The organism is Dehalobacter sp. 12DCB1 (genome assembly GCF_004343605.1).
GTDB lineage: Bacteria > Bacillota > Desulfitobacteriia > Desulfitobacteriales > Syntrophobotulaceae > Dehalobacter.
This window is the reverse complement of record NZ_POSF01000015.1, coordinates 168,316-183,190: the sequence shown is the minus strand read 5'-3', so window position 1 is coordinate 183,190 and position 14,875 is coordinate 168,316. Positions and strand designations below refer to the sequence as shown.

The 14,875-nt window shown below is 46.1% G+C and carries 13 protein-coding genes, 1 riboswitch and 1 other annotated feature; of the genes, 8 read left to right on the top strand and 5 right to left on the bottom strand.

The window, feature by feature from the left end; all coding sequences use genetic code 11:
- Positions 1-24: 24 nt before the first annotated feature.
- Complete coding sequence (locus C1I38_RS09645) at positions 25-1,359, bottom strand: ArsB/NhaD family transporter (RefSeq protein ID WP_119774946.1); 1,335 nt, start codon at positions 1,357-1,359, stop codon at positions 25-27.
- A 203-nt stretch (positions 1,360-1,562) separates the two neighbouring features.
- Between C1I38_RS09645 and C1I38_RS09640 the strand changes: the two genes are divergently transcribed.
- From C1I38_RS09640 to lysA, 6 genes are all read left to right on the top strand, one after another.
- Complete coding sequence (locus tag C1I38_RS09640; RefSeq protein WP_119774891.1) at positions 1,563-1,910, top strand: hypothetical protein; 348 nt, start codon at positions 1,563-1,565, stop codon at positions 1,908-1,910.
- 29 nt (positions 1,911-1,939) lie between these two features.
- Positions 1,940-4,528 carry a CBS domain-containing protein gene (locus tag C1I38_RS09635; protein ID WP_119774892.1) on the top strand — a complete coding sequence of 863 codons (2,589 nt, stop codon included), beginning with the start codon at positions 1,940-1,942 and terminating at the stop codon, positions 4,526-4,528.
- A gap of 53 nt (positions 4,529-4,581) precedes the next feature.
- The gene (trpS, locus tag C1I38_RS09630; protein WP_026156304.1) at positions 4,582-5,556 is read left to right on the top strand and encodes a tryptophan--tRNA ligase; all 975 of its coding nucleotides are present in this window, start codon (positions 4,582-4,584) and stop codon (positions 5,554-5,556) included.
- Positions 5,556-6,332, top strand: a complete 777-nt coding sequence (locus C1I38_RS09625; protein WP_020491605.1) for a segregation/condensation protein A — start codon at positions 5,556-5,558, stop codon at positions 6,330-6,332. Before trpS ends, C1I38_RS09625 begins: the two co-directional genes overlap by 1 nt.
- Positions 6,332-6,898, top strand: coding sequence for an SMC-Scp complex subunit ScpB (scpB, locus tag C1I38_RS09620; protein WP_034382176.1), 567 nt, complete (start codon positions 6,332-6,334; stop codon positions 6,896-6,898). The genes C1I38_RS09625 and scpB overlap by 1 nt, the downstream gene beginning before the upstream one ends.
- 121 nt (positions 6,899-7,019) lie before the next feature.
- Positions 7,020-7,190, top strand: a riboswitch (Lysine riboswitch).
- A 165-nt stretch (positions 7,191-7,355) separates the two neighbouring features.
- Entirely contained in the window at positions 7,356-8,609 is a 1,254-nt protein-coding gene (lysA, locus tag C1I38_RS09615; protein ID WP_119774893.1) for a diaminopimelate decarboxylase, read from the top strand.
- Here the strand turns inward: lysA and C1I38_RS09610 are convergent.
- From C1I38_RS09610 to C1I38_RS09600, 3 genes are read right to left on the bottom strand one after another with little or no spacing between them, the layout of a single operon-like run.
- Complete coding sequence (locus C1I38_RS09610; protein ID WP_119774894.1) at positions 8,602-9,417, bottom strand: YihY/virulence factor BrkB family protein; 816 nt, start codon at positions 9,415-9,417, stop codon at positions 8,602-8,604. The two genes, lysA and C1I38_RS09610, sit on opposite strands and share 8 nt — an antisense overlap.
- Positions 9,418-9,466: 49 nt before the next feature.
- Complete coding sequence (locus tag C1I38_RS09605; protein WP_119774895.1) at positions 9,467-9,847, bottom strand: DUF4363 family protein; 381 nt, start codon at positions 9,845-9,847, stop codon at positions 9,467-9,469.
- A 37-nt stretch (positions 9,848-9,884) separates the two neighbouring features.
- Positions 9,885-10,568: a DUF421 domain-containing protein gene (locus C1I38_RS09600; protein WP_119774896.1), complete on the bottom strand. Its 684-nt coding sequence runs from the start codon at positions 10,566-10,568 to the stop codon at positions 9,885-9,887.
- A 226-nt stretch (positions 10,569-10,794) separates the two neighbouring features.
- Here C1I38_RS09600 and C1I38_RS09595 point away from each other — a divergent pair, with 226 nt between their 5' ends.
- Positions 10,795-11,901 (top strand): ParM/StbA family protein, encoded by a 1,107-nt coding sequence (locus C1I38_RS09595; protein ID WP_119774897.1) that lies wholly within the window; start codon positions 10,795-10,797, stop codon positions 11,899-11,901.
- A complete protein-coding gene (locus tag C1I38_RS09590; protein WP_119774898.1) occupies positions 11,901-12,410 on the top strand; it encodes a hypothetical protein in 510 nt (169 codons plus the stop codon). The genes C1I38_RS09595 and C1I38_RS09590 overlap by 1 nt, the downstream gene beginning before the upstream one ends.
- Positions 12,411-12,634: 224 nt before the next feature.
- Here the strand turns inward: C1I38_RS09590 and asnB are convergent, their stop codons facing one another.
- Positions 12,635-14,470, bottom strand: a complete 1,836-nt coding sequence (gene asnB / locus C1I38_RS09585; protein ID WP_119774899.1) for an asparagine synthase (glutamine-hydrolyzing) — start codon at positions 14,468-14,470, stop codon at positions 12,635-12,637.
- Positions 14,471-14,625: 155 nt separating this feature from the next.
- Positions 14,626-14,872, top strand: a binding site (T-box leader).
- The last annotated feature ends 3 nt before the right edge of the window (positions 14,873-14,875 follow it).

The window sequence follows — 14,875 nt, the reverse complement described above, 5'->3', positions numbered from 1 at the left end:
TAAGAGATATCGTCAAATTGCATGCTAAATCAAGTAGCGCAGAACGAGGTAAACCGTGCTGATGGCGACGGTAATAAGCATTACAGGGAAGCAAGCTTTAAAGTACTGGCCGAAGGTTATTTTATATCCAGCTTCCTCTGCCATACCGGAAGCCACGACATTGGCGCTTGCGCCGATAATGGTGCCGTTTCCGCCCAGACAGGCCCCCAGCGAAAGGGCCCACCATAACGGTGTAATATTCATTCCAGTCAGCACGCCGACATCCTGAATCAGCGGGATCATGGTTGCGGTAAACGGGATGTTGTCGACAAAGGCTGAAGCCATCGCGGAAACCCAGAGAATGGCCATGCCAAGTAAAAACATGTCACCGTGGGTTTGCTGTACAATGCTTTTGGCGAGTACTTCCAAAACGCCGGTCCGTTCCAAACCACCCACCAGCATAAAAAGACCGGCAAAGAAGAAGATCGTTTTCCACTCGACTTCTTTCAATATTTTTTCAGGTTTGACTTTGGAAATCAGAAGAAGAAGGACTGCTCCGGTCATCGCAACGACCGAAGACGGATAATTTAAGGTCCCATGAAGAATAAACCCCAGGATGGTCAGGCTCAGTACAACTAAGCATTGGGTAAGGAGCTTTTTATCCTTGAGTGCTTCGTATTCGTTGAACAGCAGGACCTTTTCCTTGTTCTTCTCGCTCGTATGGAGATGTTTTTTGTAAATCAGTAGAAATACGCCAATCGTGACAAGCAGGATAGGTACAATGACTGGAGCAACATTGATAATGAAATCCATAAAGCTTAAGCCCGTTTTTGTCCCGATCATTATATTTGGCGGGTCGCCAATCAAGGTTGCCGTGCCGCCGATATTCGATGCAAAGATCTGGCTGATCACGAACGGGACAGGCTTTAACTTGAGTTCCCTTGTTACATCCAGCGTGATCGGGAGAATCAACAGGATCGTGGTTACATTGTCCAGAAAGGCTGAAGCGACCGCTGTAATGAGGGAAAGGTATACCAGCACTTTCCAGGGTTCTCCTTTGGCCAGCTTGACAACTTTAATGGCCAAAAATTCGAATACACCGGTGCGCTGGGTGATTATGACGATCACCATCATACTGATCAGCAGGACAAGCGTGTTAAAGTCGATGGCTTCGTAAGGATTCTCGTGGTCTAAAAGCCCTGTAAGCGCCATCAGAACACCGCCGCCGAGCGCGATGATCACTCTGTCGATCTTGTCAGTCACGATGAGCAGATAGGCGGCCGCAAAGATGATAACGGACAGTGTCATAGTAGGTGTGAATTCCATTGCAGAAAGGCCTCCTTCGTCTTTTTTCTGCGTCTTTTCTGCTTCGATGTACACGATGTACGGCTTCGGCAATAAACTTTTTCCTCATACATTATGGCACTCCTGGCAAATTAATCAATAAGAATTGGGCAAACAGGTTCAATATATTTTTATTTTCCAAATGCTTTATTTTCTTATATAATAAATGGATATAAGAAATTGAGGAATTTCGATCAAAAAAGATCATTCCTATTGAAGAGGAGAACCAGGAGGGTACAATGGACGAAAAAATGGCCAAATTGAAGGAATACCTTCAAATGGAGACAGAGATTGCTTTCGAAGAATTCAAGACCTATTATACCGGTGTGATTGAACTGCTGAACAAAACGTATAACGAGATGGACCAGGCTGCCTGCTTGAAAGCCAGGTATATCTGCAACATTGTTCAGGCCAATGCTGAATCTCGTTCCCATAGAAGCAAGCTGAATGGGAAAGCTTTCAAAAAAATGGCTGCCAAATGCGGGTTCTGGGTCGATGCGATTGATCATCGGCTGAAAAAAGAAGGTATGACACAGAATGAAATTGACGCGGTGATGAGTGAGATGAACAAGGCTACCGAGCAGTAAAGACGTATGGATTTATCGGCGAAAAGGGTATGGATGGAGAATCTGCGATGATCATTATCCTGTCACATCAATTTCTCGATTTTGATGCGCTTGCAGCGATGGCCGCAGCGCAAAAGCTATGTCCTGAAGCTGTATTGGTGATCGACGGCAAATACGGTTCTTATGTACAGGAGTTTTTAGCGCTGGCCAAAGAACAATTGCCCTACTACCGCTTCAAAGATATTGACTTGGACAAGGTAGAAAAGATCATTCTCGTGGATACACAGGAAATGGAACGGTCCATCGGCAATAAAAATCTTATGGACAGGCTTCGGACCATCCCGATTGAGATCATTGACCATCATCCTGTCCTTGAACCGGATGGCCGGGACCGGACTGTGGAAATGGTGGGGGCCTGCACAACGATTCTGGTCGAACAGATTCAGCAAAGAGGCATTAACCTGACCAGTTTTGATGCGACGTTAATGGCTCTGGGGATTTATGATGACACCGGGAGCCTGCTTTTTGCCAACACAACACCGAGGGATCTGCTGGCAGCCGCCTATCTTTTGGAAGAAGGGGCCGAGCTTGCCGTTATGGCAGAGTATCTGCAGAGACCGCTTACCATGGAGCAAAAGGACTTATTTCAGCAATTGCTGGACAACGGCGTAATTGAAAAATATCATGAAATGCCGGTTTTTATCTCCTATGCCGAATGCAAGGAGTATCTTTCAGGGCTGGCGTTACTTGCTCACCGGATCAGTGAATTTGAAAATGCGGAGATTTTTTTCCTCGTCGTGAAGATGGAGGACCGGATCTATCTTGTCGGCAGGGCACGGGGAGGCAGCAAGCTGCCGCTCAATGAAATTGTTCAGGCTTTTGGCGGCGGGGGCCACGAAAAAGCTGCTTCAGCCGTGATTAAAAATGGCAATACTGATAATATTATCAGGCTGCTGCGAGAAGAAATTAAGCTAAGGGCGGAGAAACCCATAACTGTACGTGATATTATGAGTTATCCGGTTAAAACGGTTTTTCAGGATACCCCGATCGAAGAGGTTGGTAAGATGCTTCTGAAATACGGGCACACCGGCCTGCCTGTTGTCCAGAATGAAACACTTGTCGGAATCATCTCGCGTAGGGACGTGGACAAGGCCCTGAAACACGGGCTGCAGCACGCTCCGGTAAAGGGGTTCATGACCCGGGACGTAATCACGGTCCAACCCGATTTATGTTGGGAAGAGGTCCAGAAGCTGATGGTTTTACATGATATCGGCAGAATCCCGGTGGTGGAAAACGAGGTCCTTACCGGCATTGTGTCGAGATCCGATGTGATGCGACTTATTTATGGCAGCGTCGTGCCGACCTTAAATGAGCTTGCCAGAGACAGAAGCATGGCCAGACGGGAAGAAATTCTGCGACATATTGCAGCGCTTCCTCAGGACATTCAGGATGATCTGGCGGCAATCCGGGAAGCCGCTTCGAAAATGGGGAACCAGGTCTATCTGGTCGGTGGTTTTGTCAGGGATTTACTGATGAATATGCCGAACCATGATCTAGATATTGTTGTCGAAGGCGATGGGATTGAACTGGGCAGGATACTGAGTAAAAAACTGGCTTGCGACAAATTGGTCTTGCATGGGTCCTTTGGCACAGCCAGTCTGATTTTTAGTAACGGCACGCATTTGGACATTGCTTCAACCCGCCGGGAGGATTATGATTTTCCCGGAGCTTTGCCGGTTGTGGAGAAGTCAACCCTCAGAGAGGATTTGCTGCGGAGAGATTTCACCATTAATGCCATGGCTTTATGTTTGAACAAAGACCGTTTTGGTGATGTCATTGATTATTATGGCGGTTTTCGTGACCTGCAGCAAAAGGAAATTCGTTTCCTGCATAACCTCAGCTTTATTGACGATCCTACCCGGATGCTTAGAGCGGTAAGGTTTGCCGTTCGGTATGAGTTTAAGCTTGCCAAGGTGACGTCAGATGCGATACCGATCGCCTTAAAAGAAGACGTTTTTGCCAAAATCAGCACGGATCGTTTTACGGAAGAACTGATCCTGATCTATAAGGAACCCAAATTTCAGCGTATGGGCCGCGAGTTAATACGGAATGGTGTTTTCAAAGCCTGGTTTCAAGCAGACTATGCCTGGAATTTTGAGGAGGCAGAGTCCGTCGGTGAGCAAAGGTCATTGACTGAACGATGGCTTTTCAGCCTGAAAAATCTGGACAGTACTGAGATTTCCGCGGTTTTGGACAGACTGAACTTACCTAAATTTCTCAAAAAGATTACGCTGGAATACCTTCGGCTGAAGAAAGCCTTAAAATTGGCAGATCTTAACGATATAAAAAACGTTGATGAATTACTTGCAGGAGTTCCGTTATTGTTGTTTAATATTCTTGGCAGTGATGATGCCTACACGGATCCTTTAAAAAAATACTGTTTGCTGCGCGAGGGAATCCAGATGAAAACAACCGGAAAAGATCTGCGGCAATTAGGCGTCAGGGAAGGACCGGAAATCGGCAGCATTCTGAAACAAATTTGGCTGGCCTGGCTCGAAGGAAAAATCCGGACTCCGGATGAAGAAAAAAGGTATGTTAAAACCTTGCTTCAAAAAAAGAGAAGCATAAATAACGGCTAAACCCATCGCTTATATAAAAAGGAATGTGTCAATTGCTGAAGGGGGAAATGACTTTGAGAAACAGAATTTTTAGCGGGATGCGGCCGACAGGCTCGCTGCACATAGGACATTTAAGCGTTCTGCAAAACTGGGCCGCGCTTCAGGATGAATATGAATGCTATTTTGGTATTGTCGACTGGCATGCGCTGACCACGAGTTATGAAGATAAACTTGATCTTAAGGCCTTAATCAGGGAAATGGCGCTGGACTGGCTGAGTGTTGGAATCGACCCTGAAAAGAGCGCGGTGTTCATTCAATCCCAGGTCAAGGAACATGCGGAACTTCACCTTTTGTTCTCCATGTTCACGCCGATTTCGTGGCTGGAAAGAGTGCCGACGTATAAGGATCAGCTCCAGCAGCTCGGAAATGAAGGCAAAGATCTGCATACGTATGGTTTTCTCGGTTATCCTTTGCTGCAGGCGGCGGATATTCTCGTCTACAAGGCCAAAGCCGTTCCGGTAGGAGAAGACCAGATTCCACATATCGAACTTTGCCGGGAAGTCGGACGCCGCTTTAATTACCTGTATGGGAACGTTTTTCCCGAGCCACAGGCCCTTATCGGCAAAGTACCGCTGCTGCCGGGTGTCGACGGACGAAAAATGAGCAAAAGCTATAACAACGCGATCTCGCTTACAGCCTCAACAGAAGAAATCAATGTCAGGGTCAAACAGATGATCACGGACCCCGAGCGCCTCCGTAAGGATGATCCGGGACATCCGGAAGTCTGTGTGGTTTCCAAATTCCATCGTATCTACACGCCGGATGTGAACCGGGTCGAAGAAGAATGCCGTGCCGGAAAAATCGGCTGTGTTGCCTGTAAGAAGTATCTGGCCGAGAATATCGATAAAGTCCTTGCCCCTTACCGGGAAAGAAGATTATTCTGGGATGAAGATGGCAAGGTTGAAAAAGTACTGCAGGAGGGCGCAGAAAAGGCCGGAATTACCGCTGCAGCAACGATGGCGGAAGTCCGCTCGGCGCTGGGGATCTGATGGATGATGCTCTAAAACATGCACCGTATGTCGAAATCCCGAATTTTCAAGGTCCTCTGGATTTGCTCCTTCATCTGATCCAGGAGCATAAACTTGATATTTACGATATTCCCATCGCGCTTATTGCCGATCAATTCATCGCGACTGTCCGCCAAATGGAAGCGCTGGATATGGAAGTGACTTCGGAATTTCTGGTGCTGGCGGCCCATTTGTTGTACCTGAAATCACGCCAACTTCTGCCAAAACCGCAAAAGACCGAAGAGGAACTGCTGCTGGAAGAAGAGATGAAAAAGGACCTTGTGGAAAGACTTGTTACCTACAGGGCTTTTAAAAGTATTGCCTCGTTTTTGAACGCTAGGGAGGAAACGCAGGGCAGCAAGTATTTCCGGGAAATCGATCTGGAAGAGATCCTTTCTAGGATCCCACCACCGAACCCTTTACAGGGCATTGTCATGGAGGATTTGTTCAAAGCGTTCCAATCGGTTCTGGAGCGAGTTGAAAAAGGTGAGGATATCCAGTATGTGCAGGTCGAGGAAATCCCTGTGGAGATGATGACGAGTGACATCATGCGCAGAATGATCCTGCATCCCAGAGGGTTGAAGTTTAGTCAGCTTCTAAGATATGGGTCGAGAGTAGAAATTGTGGTAGCCTTTATTGCTTTGCTTGAACTGCTGAAAGAAGGAAAAGTCAGGGCGGAGCAAGGCGAGGAGGCCAATGAAATATTTTTAGTCCCAACTGAAAAAGCTTGGGACTTTCGAAATGAGGAATCAGGATGATGCTGTTTCAGGATACGGAGATTGCGGCGCTGGAAGCTTTGCTTTTTGTGGCCAAAGAACCTTTATGCATGATGAAAATTGCAGAATTATTGGAGATACCTGCCGACCATGTACCTGAATTTCTGCAGGTCCTGAGGGACAGATATGAAGATTCTGCGAGCGGTTTGGAGCTTATTGAGCTGGAACAAGGCTTCCGGCTTGGAACAAAGCCTGAACTTGCCGGCTATATCGAAGTTTTATACAAACAGCCTTCTCAGGTGCTATCGAATGCAGCGCTGGAAGTCCTGTCGATTATTGCTTACAAGCAGCCGATTACCCGCGGCGAAATTGATTTTATCCGCGGCGTTCAATCTGACAGGGCGTTGGCCACGCTGGTGGAAAGAGGACTGGTTAAAGACTTAGGACGGAAAGAAGGTCCAGGACGGCCGATCCTTTACGGGACAACCGAAGATTTTCTTATCCACTTTGGCCTGAAATCTATTCAGGATCTCCCGCCGCTGGAGCATACGGCAGAAGAGGAAGAAGCTTCAACGTATTTTGAGGAAGAACAATCAGAAAATGTCTAATCAGATTGAAAATATTCCAATCTGTTAGTCAAGCGTGTAGACGGCCAGATAGGAATTGTTTTTTATCGTAAGTTGTCTTTTTCTGTCGGATGTGCTAAAATAATTGAGCAAATTGAATATTTTTAGGGATAGAGGCGCAGTGCTTAAGAGTAATTATTCCGAGATGCCAGTCCATGACGAATAAAGAAAGGAAACACTGCCGAAGCCGGATGATGGCCAAGTGTCCGGCTGGGTTTATACTGAAAGAGTATAAAACTGTCATTCTGGAACGGAATGAAGCGCTATTCGGGACCTTTCAGATTACCGGTGTTTAATATGCCGGTAAAATAGGATTTTTCAGGTTTACGGGTAGTGTCCGTAAACCTTTTTAGTGTATCAGAAATACGCCAAGTGCTTTCTGATACGTCGAATTTCAGCTTAGGCTGCTGCCAATTTACCGTTAGAGGAGAGATACGACATGTCGAATAAATCGCTGCCTTTTTCCAGTCAGGAAATTGAAAGGATTGCCCAGGAGTATGGAACACCTTTTCATATTTATGATGAAAAAGCAATCCGAAAGAACGTGCGCAGGCTTCAGGCTGCCTTTGCTTGGAATCCAGGCTTTAAGGAATATTTTGCCGTAAAAGCCACACCGAATCCGTATATCTTAAAGATTTTAGCCGAAGAGGGCACCGGTGCGGACTGCAGTTCTCTTCCGGAACTTATTCTGGCCGAGAAGGCCGGGTTGAAAGGAGAAAACATTGTATTCTCCTCGAATGATACGCCGGCAGCCGAATTCCGTAAGGCCAAGGATCTTGGAGCGATCATCAATCTGGACGATATTACGCACATTGACTTTCTGAGCAGGGAAGCCGGAATACCTGAAATGATCTCTTTCCGCTATAACCCCGGTCCACTGCGCGAAGGCAATACGATTATCGGAAAACCCGAAGATGCCAAATATGGACTGACAAGAGAGCAGCTTTTTGAAGCATATGCCAAAGCAAGAGTTCTTGGCGCCGAAAGATTCGGTATTCATACCATGGTGATTTCCAATGAGCTGGATCCGGAGTTTTTTGTAGAGACGGCCCGGATGATGTTTGAACTTGCAGTGGAACTGAAAGAAAAGCTCGGTGTCCGGATTGAAATCATTAACCTTGGTGGTGGAATCGGAATTCCTTACAGGCTTGGTCAGGATCCTGTAGATCTGGAATATGTCGGAAAAAGGATCAAGCAGGTTTATGAACAAATGATTGTTCCGGCCGGACTGGATCCGCTAAAGGTAGCCATGGAATGCGGACGGATGATCACAGGTCCCTATGGCTATTTGGTCGCCAGAGTGCTTCACAAAAAAGAAATCTACAAGAATTACATCGGACTCGATGCGAGCATGTCTGATTTGATGCGTCCGGGGATTTACGGCGCGTACCATCATATCACAGTCGTTGGAAAAGAACAGATGGTTCCGGATCATCAGTATGATGTCACCGGAGGACTTTGTGAAAACAACGATAAATTTGCCATCGACAGGATTTTGCCCAAAATGAATATCGGAGATCTCGTGGTGATTCATGATACGGGTGCGCACGGGCATGCTATGGGATTTAATTATAACGGTAAACTCAGATCAAAAGAACTTCTTCTGAAACCTGACGGCCAGGTTGAGATGATCAGAAGAGCCGAAACCATTGAGGATTATTTTGCAACGCTGGATTTTTCCGGGCTTAATTAACCCTGTCAATGAACGTAGCATTCAGCGCACTGCCGAGCAGCAGTATAACACAGCTCCAGTACAGCCACAACAGAAGAAGGATGATGCCTGCAATGCTTCCGTAGGCCAGTGTATAGCTGTTGAAGTGATTCACGTAATAGGCAAAAGCCAGCGAAATAATAATCCATCCGCCTGCGGAAAATAACGAGCCAGTAAAATAACTCCGGATCGGATATTTGTTGTGGGTCGCGATGATATTCAACAGGATGAAGATCATAATCAGAAAAATAAACTGGATAAGCAGGCGAAGGTTCTGCCAGATGAGTGGAAAGATATTGTCCGGCCCTAAAAGATAGACAAAGAAAATGGTCAGTTTTTGGCCGAAGATTAATACCAGGAATGAACCGACAATAGCCAGCGCAACGATAACAAAAAAAAGCAAGGCTGAAAGTTTTAAACGAAAAAACGACCAGGTTTCCTGAAGACCGTAAGCTTTGCCGGCTCCTCTCATCAAGGCGTTGATGCCATTCAAAGATGCCCACAAAGCCCCAATCATGCTTAAGACAAGCAAAGCAGGGCTGCTGCGGACGCTGAAGACCTCATTGACAATGGTTTCAACCATTTGGAAGGTTTCTGTAGGCAGCAGGAACTTAAAACTGCCGAAAAACTCAGCATTGCTGATGTTCAGAAAACCGACCAGGGTCAGAAGAAAAATAACAAACGGGAAAAACGACAGGATGATGTAGTAGGCAACCTGTCCGCTAAGCGCAAATAACTCATTGATGGAGATAATCCGGATATACTTCCGGAAAAAGCTACGCCAGTTCATATATGTCAGCCCCGCAGTTTTTTACGACCTACCTGATCCTGTTTAACCTTTATAAAATGTTGTTGAGCTTCAGCGTTTCAGATTTTGGGACCTCCTGTAACAGGAAAATCAGGGTATTCAATTCAGCCATGGAATGGCTTTTTTCTTTATATCTAACGTATTGGGAAAGGCGTTTGTAGGAAATTTCGATATTGTTCAGGATACCATGATTAAGAAATATGGACCACCAATCGTGCAGTTTGGTCCAATGATCATAGGTTTGCTGTATCTTTAAGGAGGCTTCGTCCCATTGGTCAGAGGCAACCAGAAGCTCAATCTGATCCAGATTATCCAGAACAGCGCTGGAAGTAGAATCGATTCTGTCGGCCACCCATAAGGTCGATCCGATTAGAATTAGGAAACCCAAGATGATGGTAAGCGTCGAACGCATTCTGTCTCCTCCTTCCCCGAAGGGAATGCTTGTTGAATTATTTCTTAGGGTTTGCTTTTTGCTGAATATAGAGCTTACGTTCGGAGTTGATGCTCGCAAAAAATACACTCTTCATATCCGGGACATTTGCTTTGGCTAGTTCCTTATTCAGCCATTGAATATTTACACCTGATTTCTCTAGATTCTTGTGCTGGAGCTTACCGTCCATAATTAGGGATAAAGGCAGGCCTTCAGACGTTACCTGCAGCTTCAAGTCCTGTGGATTTACAGGACGTTTGCCTGTCTTAGGGATCACACTGAGCTGACCATTGGTCTCTAAAATCGCGTATTCGACGTCGGCGATATTCGGAAGATTTTTGACCCGCAGCTGTTCGAGCAGATCACTAAGATTATAACGAAGTTTTCGGAGCTCTGCTTCGAGGATTTGCCCCTTATTGATCAGAATCGTTGGTGTACCGCAGATAATTCCGCGGGCTTTTTCACTCTTTAAAGCGATCTCCGAAATGGCCAAACCAAGCAGAAGCAGGATCAGGACCGGAAACAAGCCTGCTACCAGTGGAATACCTGAATCCTGGCTCGGGATAACGGCAAGTTCGGAAATCATCAAAATAATGACAAGCTCAAAAGGCTGGAGCTGACCAATTTGTCTTTTGCCCATGACTCTTAAGACAAGAACAATAATCAGATAAAGAATAATTGTTCGTACAATACCGATCAACAATTAGTTATGCTCCTTTCGTGCCAATATCCCTATTAATTTTTTCCCTGTTCAGGCAATTTATTCTCAATTTCCTGAAGTAATGATGAAAATACCATGCGGTTACCAAAAAAATCAAAAAAATGCATCGTATAAAATCTTCCCAAGAACTTTGTTTTGATATACAATGAATAGAATGATAGAATTATTTTGGAAATTCATATTTCTTGTAGAATAAGGAGGAAAGCACGTGTTCGAAAACGACATACTGGTTGCCGGTGCAGATCCTGGTTTTGGCGCCATAAAGCTCGATATTGGCGATACGAAGATATTATTTCCTGCAGTTATCTGTAATGGTAATGAGAGAATTTTCTCAACCTTGGGCAGAACTGAGCTTCAAAAAGGGTCGGATATTGATAAACAAATCGCTTCTCTTGATGTCATTGTCAGAAATAATTCCAGCGGTGTCGAACGGCATTATTTTATGGGAAGCCTGGCTGAAAGTCTGAACCCCAAAGAAGCGCATTATTGTTGGGATGAAGATAAATCTACAGATGAAGAAGCGATGTCTCTGCTGATCGTTGGCTTAGCTTTAGCCCAGCCATACCCCAAAACGAACATCTATCTCGGAACCGGGGTGCCTGTCAAATTTTATGCTTCTCTGAAAGACAAATACGAGGCAGAATTAAAGGGTTCTTTTTCTGTCTCTTTTCTGTCCGGTCCATTCAAGGGACAAACGCGCAGTATGAACATTCTCCGTTCAAGAGTGCTGCCGCAAAGTTACGGTGTATTTATCAAGGAAACACTGACTGAAGACGGCAAACCGACCAATCCGAAGCTTTTGGGCGGTTATGTCGTAGTTATCGATCCTGGCTTCAGGACGACGGATATTGCCACATTTTACGATGGCATTATGCTTGATCCGCCGAATTCATTCAGCATCGAGAAGGGGCTGCAATGGGCGTATGCCGGCGTAGCTGAAAAGCTCAAAGAAATGACCATGAACCATACCAACCCGATCGAGACGGATGACAAGGAACTTGATAAAATTTTCAGAGTGAATAAAGGATTATATCCGTGGAACAACGGAGCCATAGACCTTAATCCTGTCATGAAAAAGATGCTGTCCCAGCTGGCCGCTGATATTTCCAGGGAGATTATGAAGACATTGAAACCGATGGCCGGCAGGATTCATACAGTTCTTGTCGCCGGGAAAGTCGGGGAAATGGTCTTTGAATATTTGAATTTGGAAAATAAGGTCTTGATTGATGATCCTCAGTTTGGGAATGCAGCAGGTTTCCGGATTATGGCCGCAAACCTGGTCAATAATCTTACCAGGAAAGTAAATGTTGAATAATGAAAACAACAGGTCATCTTGTACTTTATATTTCTGAAAATGAAGATTTTGAGCTCTGGAGGGTTCTTTCCCAGATCCCTCCGGAGGAACGGTCTGCTTTTGTCAAAAATGCCCTGAAAACGGCGATTGTTCAAAACAATGAAGCCCGGAATTCTCAGGATCATGGCGCAAGGCAAAATAACGTTCTGCGGCTTGATAAAAGTGCCGGTCAAAGCCCGGTCATGCATGAGGTCGCCATGGAGGAACTGGGCTACAGCACGATTGCTGCTGCGGATGAAAAAGTCATGCGGCCGTTAATGGACGGTATTCCTCAGAGTAGGGGAAATCCCAGACCTGAGGTGGATTTTGATCTCGTACGCATGGAAGAATTGCTGCGGACCGGTGAGACCAGGCCCAAGACCTCACTGCCTGGGCTTGACTTCCTGCTTACGAATGTCATCGGTGAAGAGGATGATGAAAAAGTAATTGAATTTGTAAGAAAAAGCCAAACTGCCTCGGCGGAGGAATAAAGCGAATATTCTCCGCGGGGCAGTTAATTATTTTGTTAACACAATATTTGGGGTTACGTCATGTAGCCTAACCGCTCTTCGGCTGTTGTGCCCTCCCTGGCACAAACAGCCGCGCTTCGCCATCCGGGCTACGCTTGGCCGCGGATAGGCTACATGACGTTAAATTTTGCGTATATTAAGCGATCCTATGCCGAATACGGGATTTGTATAATTTCCGCTAAAGATCAGATGATACTAATCTTATATTTTTTAAACCAGAAATCCAGCTGCAGCAAAAAGGCAAAAAGTCTCGGTGTATCCATCAGCTGACCGAACCACGGTTGATTGGCGTCGAACGATGGGTTGGCCAGTAAGTTCTGAAGCTGTTTTTTATTCACTAAATCTTGCAATGGTGAGGCGGAGTCTTCCAGAACCGTACGGAGCCTGCCTGTGACCATTTCCAGGAATTGCGGATGATGGGTTTTGGGGTAGGGGCTTTTGCGCCGCCATAGAACATCTTCAGGAAGGATGCCTTCCAGGGCGGTCCGCAAAAGGCCTTTTTCGCGGTTTTGCCAGTACTTCATTTCCCACGGAATATTCCAGACATATTCAACAATCCGGTGGTCACAGAAAGGTACGCGGACTTCAAGGCCGCAGGCCATCGTCATTCTGTCTTTGCGGTCAAGCAGAGTGGGCATGAAGCGAGTCAAAGTCAGGTAACTGATCCGTTTATCGCTATTTTCTTTGGCGTTCCCCGAAATAGGGACTTCTGAAACAGCTTCCTGGTAACGCTCTCTTACATAGTCTAAAGGTGCTAGGATCCGAAGAATTTCCGGGGATAGGATCTGGAGGCGGGCTTGAAGGTTGGTAGACCAAGGAAAGGTATCTGCGTTTTTAAGATCATTCCGGTGAAACCATGGATATCCGCCAAAAACTTCATCGGCGCATTCCCCGGAAAGTCCGACCGTTACAGATTCTTTGATTTTCCGGCTGAACAGGAGCAGCGAAGAATCAACATCGGCCATGCCGGGCAGATCCCTGGCTGCGGCAGCGTCTGTTAAGGTCTCAACCACTTCTGCAGTATCCAGGAAAAGATCATGGTGGTCGGTATGGAAACAATTGGCCATTTTATGCACCCAAGGAGCATCCGGGTCCGGCTGGTAGTCATTTGCTCGAAAATATTTGTCGTTGGCGATGTAGTCAATCGAGAATGTAGGGAGGGTTTTCCCTTCAGCCTGATACTTCTTGGCAGCAATAGCCGTGATGATACTCGAATCCAGACCTCCGGACAATAAAGTCCCGAGCGGAACATCGGAGACAAGCTGACGGGAAATCGCATCGATGACCAGCTCGCGGACATGGTGAACCGTTGTCCGGATATCATCTGTATGAGGTTTACTCTCGAGCTGCCAGTAGGGCCACTGTCTGATTCCCTCATACTTAACAAGCATCGCGTATCCCGGTTTTAGTTCACAAATGTTCTTAATCACACCAAAACCGGGGGTCCTGGCCGGGGCAATCATCAAAAGTTCGGCGAGTCCTTCGTGGTCGATGACTGCGGGGATGTCCGGATGGGCAAGTAAAGCCTTCAGCTCTGAAGCGAAAATAAACGACGGGTATTTGTGATAATAAAACAGCGGTTTTACGCCCATCCTGTCCCGGGCCAAAAAAAGGGTTTTTTTCCGGCAGTCCCAGATTGCAAACGCGAAAATACCATTGAGTTTCTGAACACAATCCACGCCCCATTCCAGATAAGACAGAAGCAGGACTTCCGTATCGGAATGTCCTTGAAAGGAATATCCTTTCACTGAGAGAGCCTGGCGGATTTCCTCTGTGTTATAGAGTTCCCCGTTATAAGTAATCGTATAGGCCCAGCCGCCGCGCCAGCGGGTCATGGGTTGTTTGCCTCCTTCAATGTCCACAACCGCCAGTCTGCTGTGGCCCAAAGCAATTTCGGGATAAAGCCATTTCCCGCAGGCGTCAGGACCGCGGGGAGTAAGGGTCTCAACCATTTTATCAATGACAGGGCCGGATTCGGAAAGGTCCCGTGTCCAGTCCAGCCAGCCTGTAATTCCGCACAAGGCTGTTCACTCCTTAAGTAATGAAATGATGATAATGAATATCATCTCATACTATATATATGACCGGCATCATTGGATGTTTCAAAATATTTTTCGTGAATTCACTTGCCAAATAAAAAGCCTATGTATATAATGATTTACAACAAATGCATAGCTTGAAAACGAAGATTGAGAATAGTAATCATGAACGGAACATTTCAGAGAGCCGCAGGTTGGTGTGATTGCGGCAGGAAAGTTTATGATGAATGGCCTCATGAGTACGACCCGAAATCATAGAAAGTAGGCGTCGTCGGGAATCCTGCCCGTTATCATCAGGACGTGTATGATTGTACATGATTGAGCGGGTATAGTAATATACCAATTTGGGTGGTACCGCAGGAGATTGAGCCTCTTGTCCCTTTTATC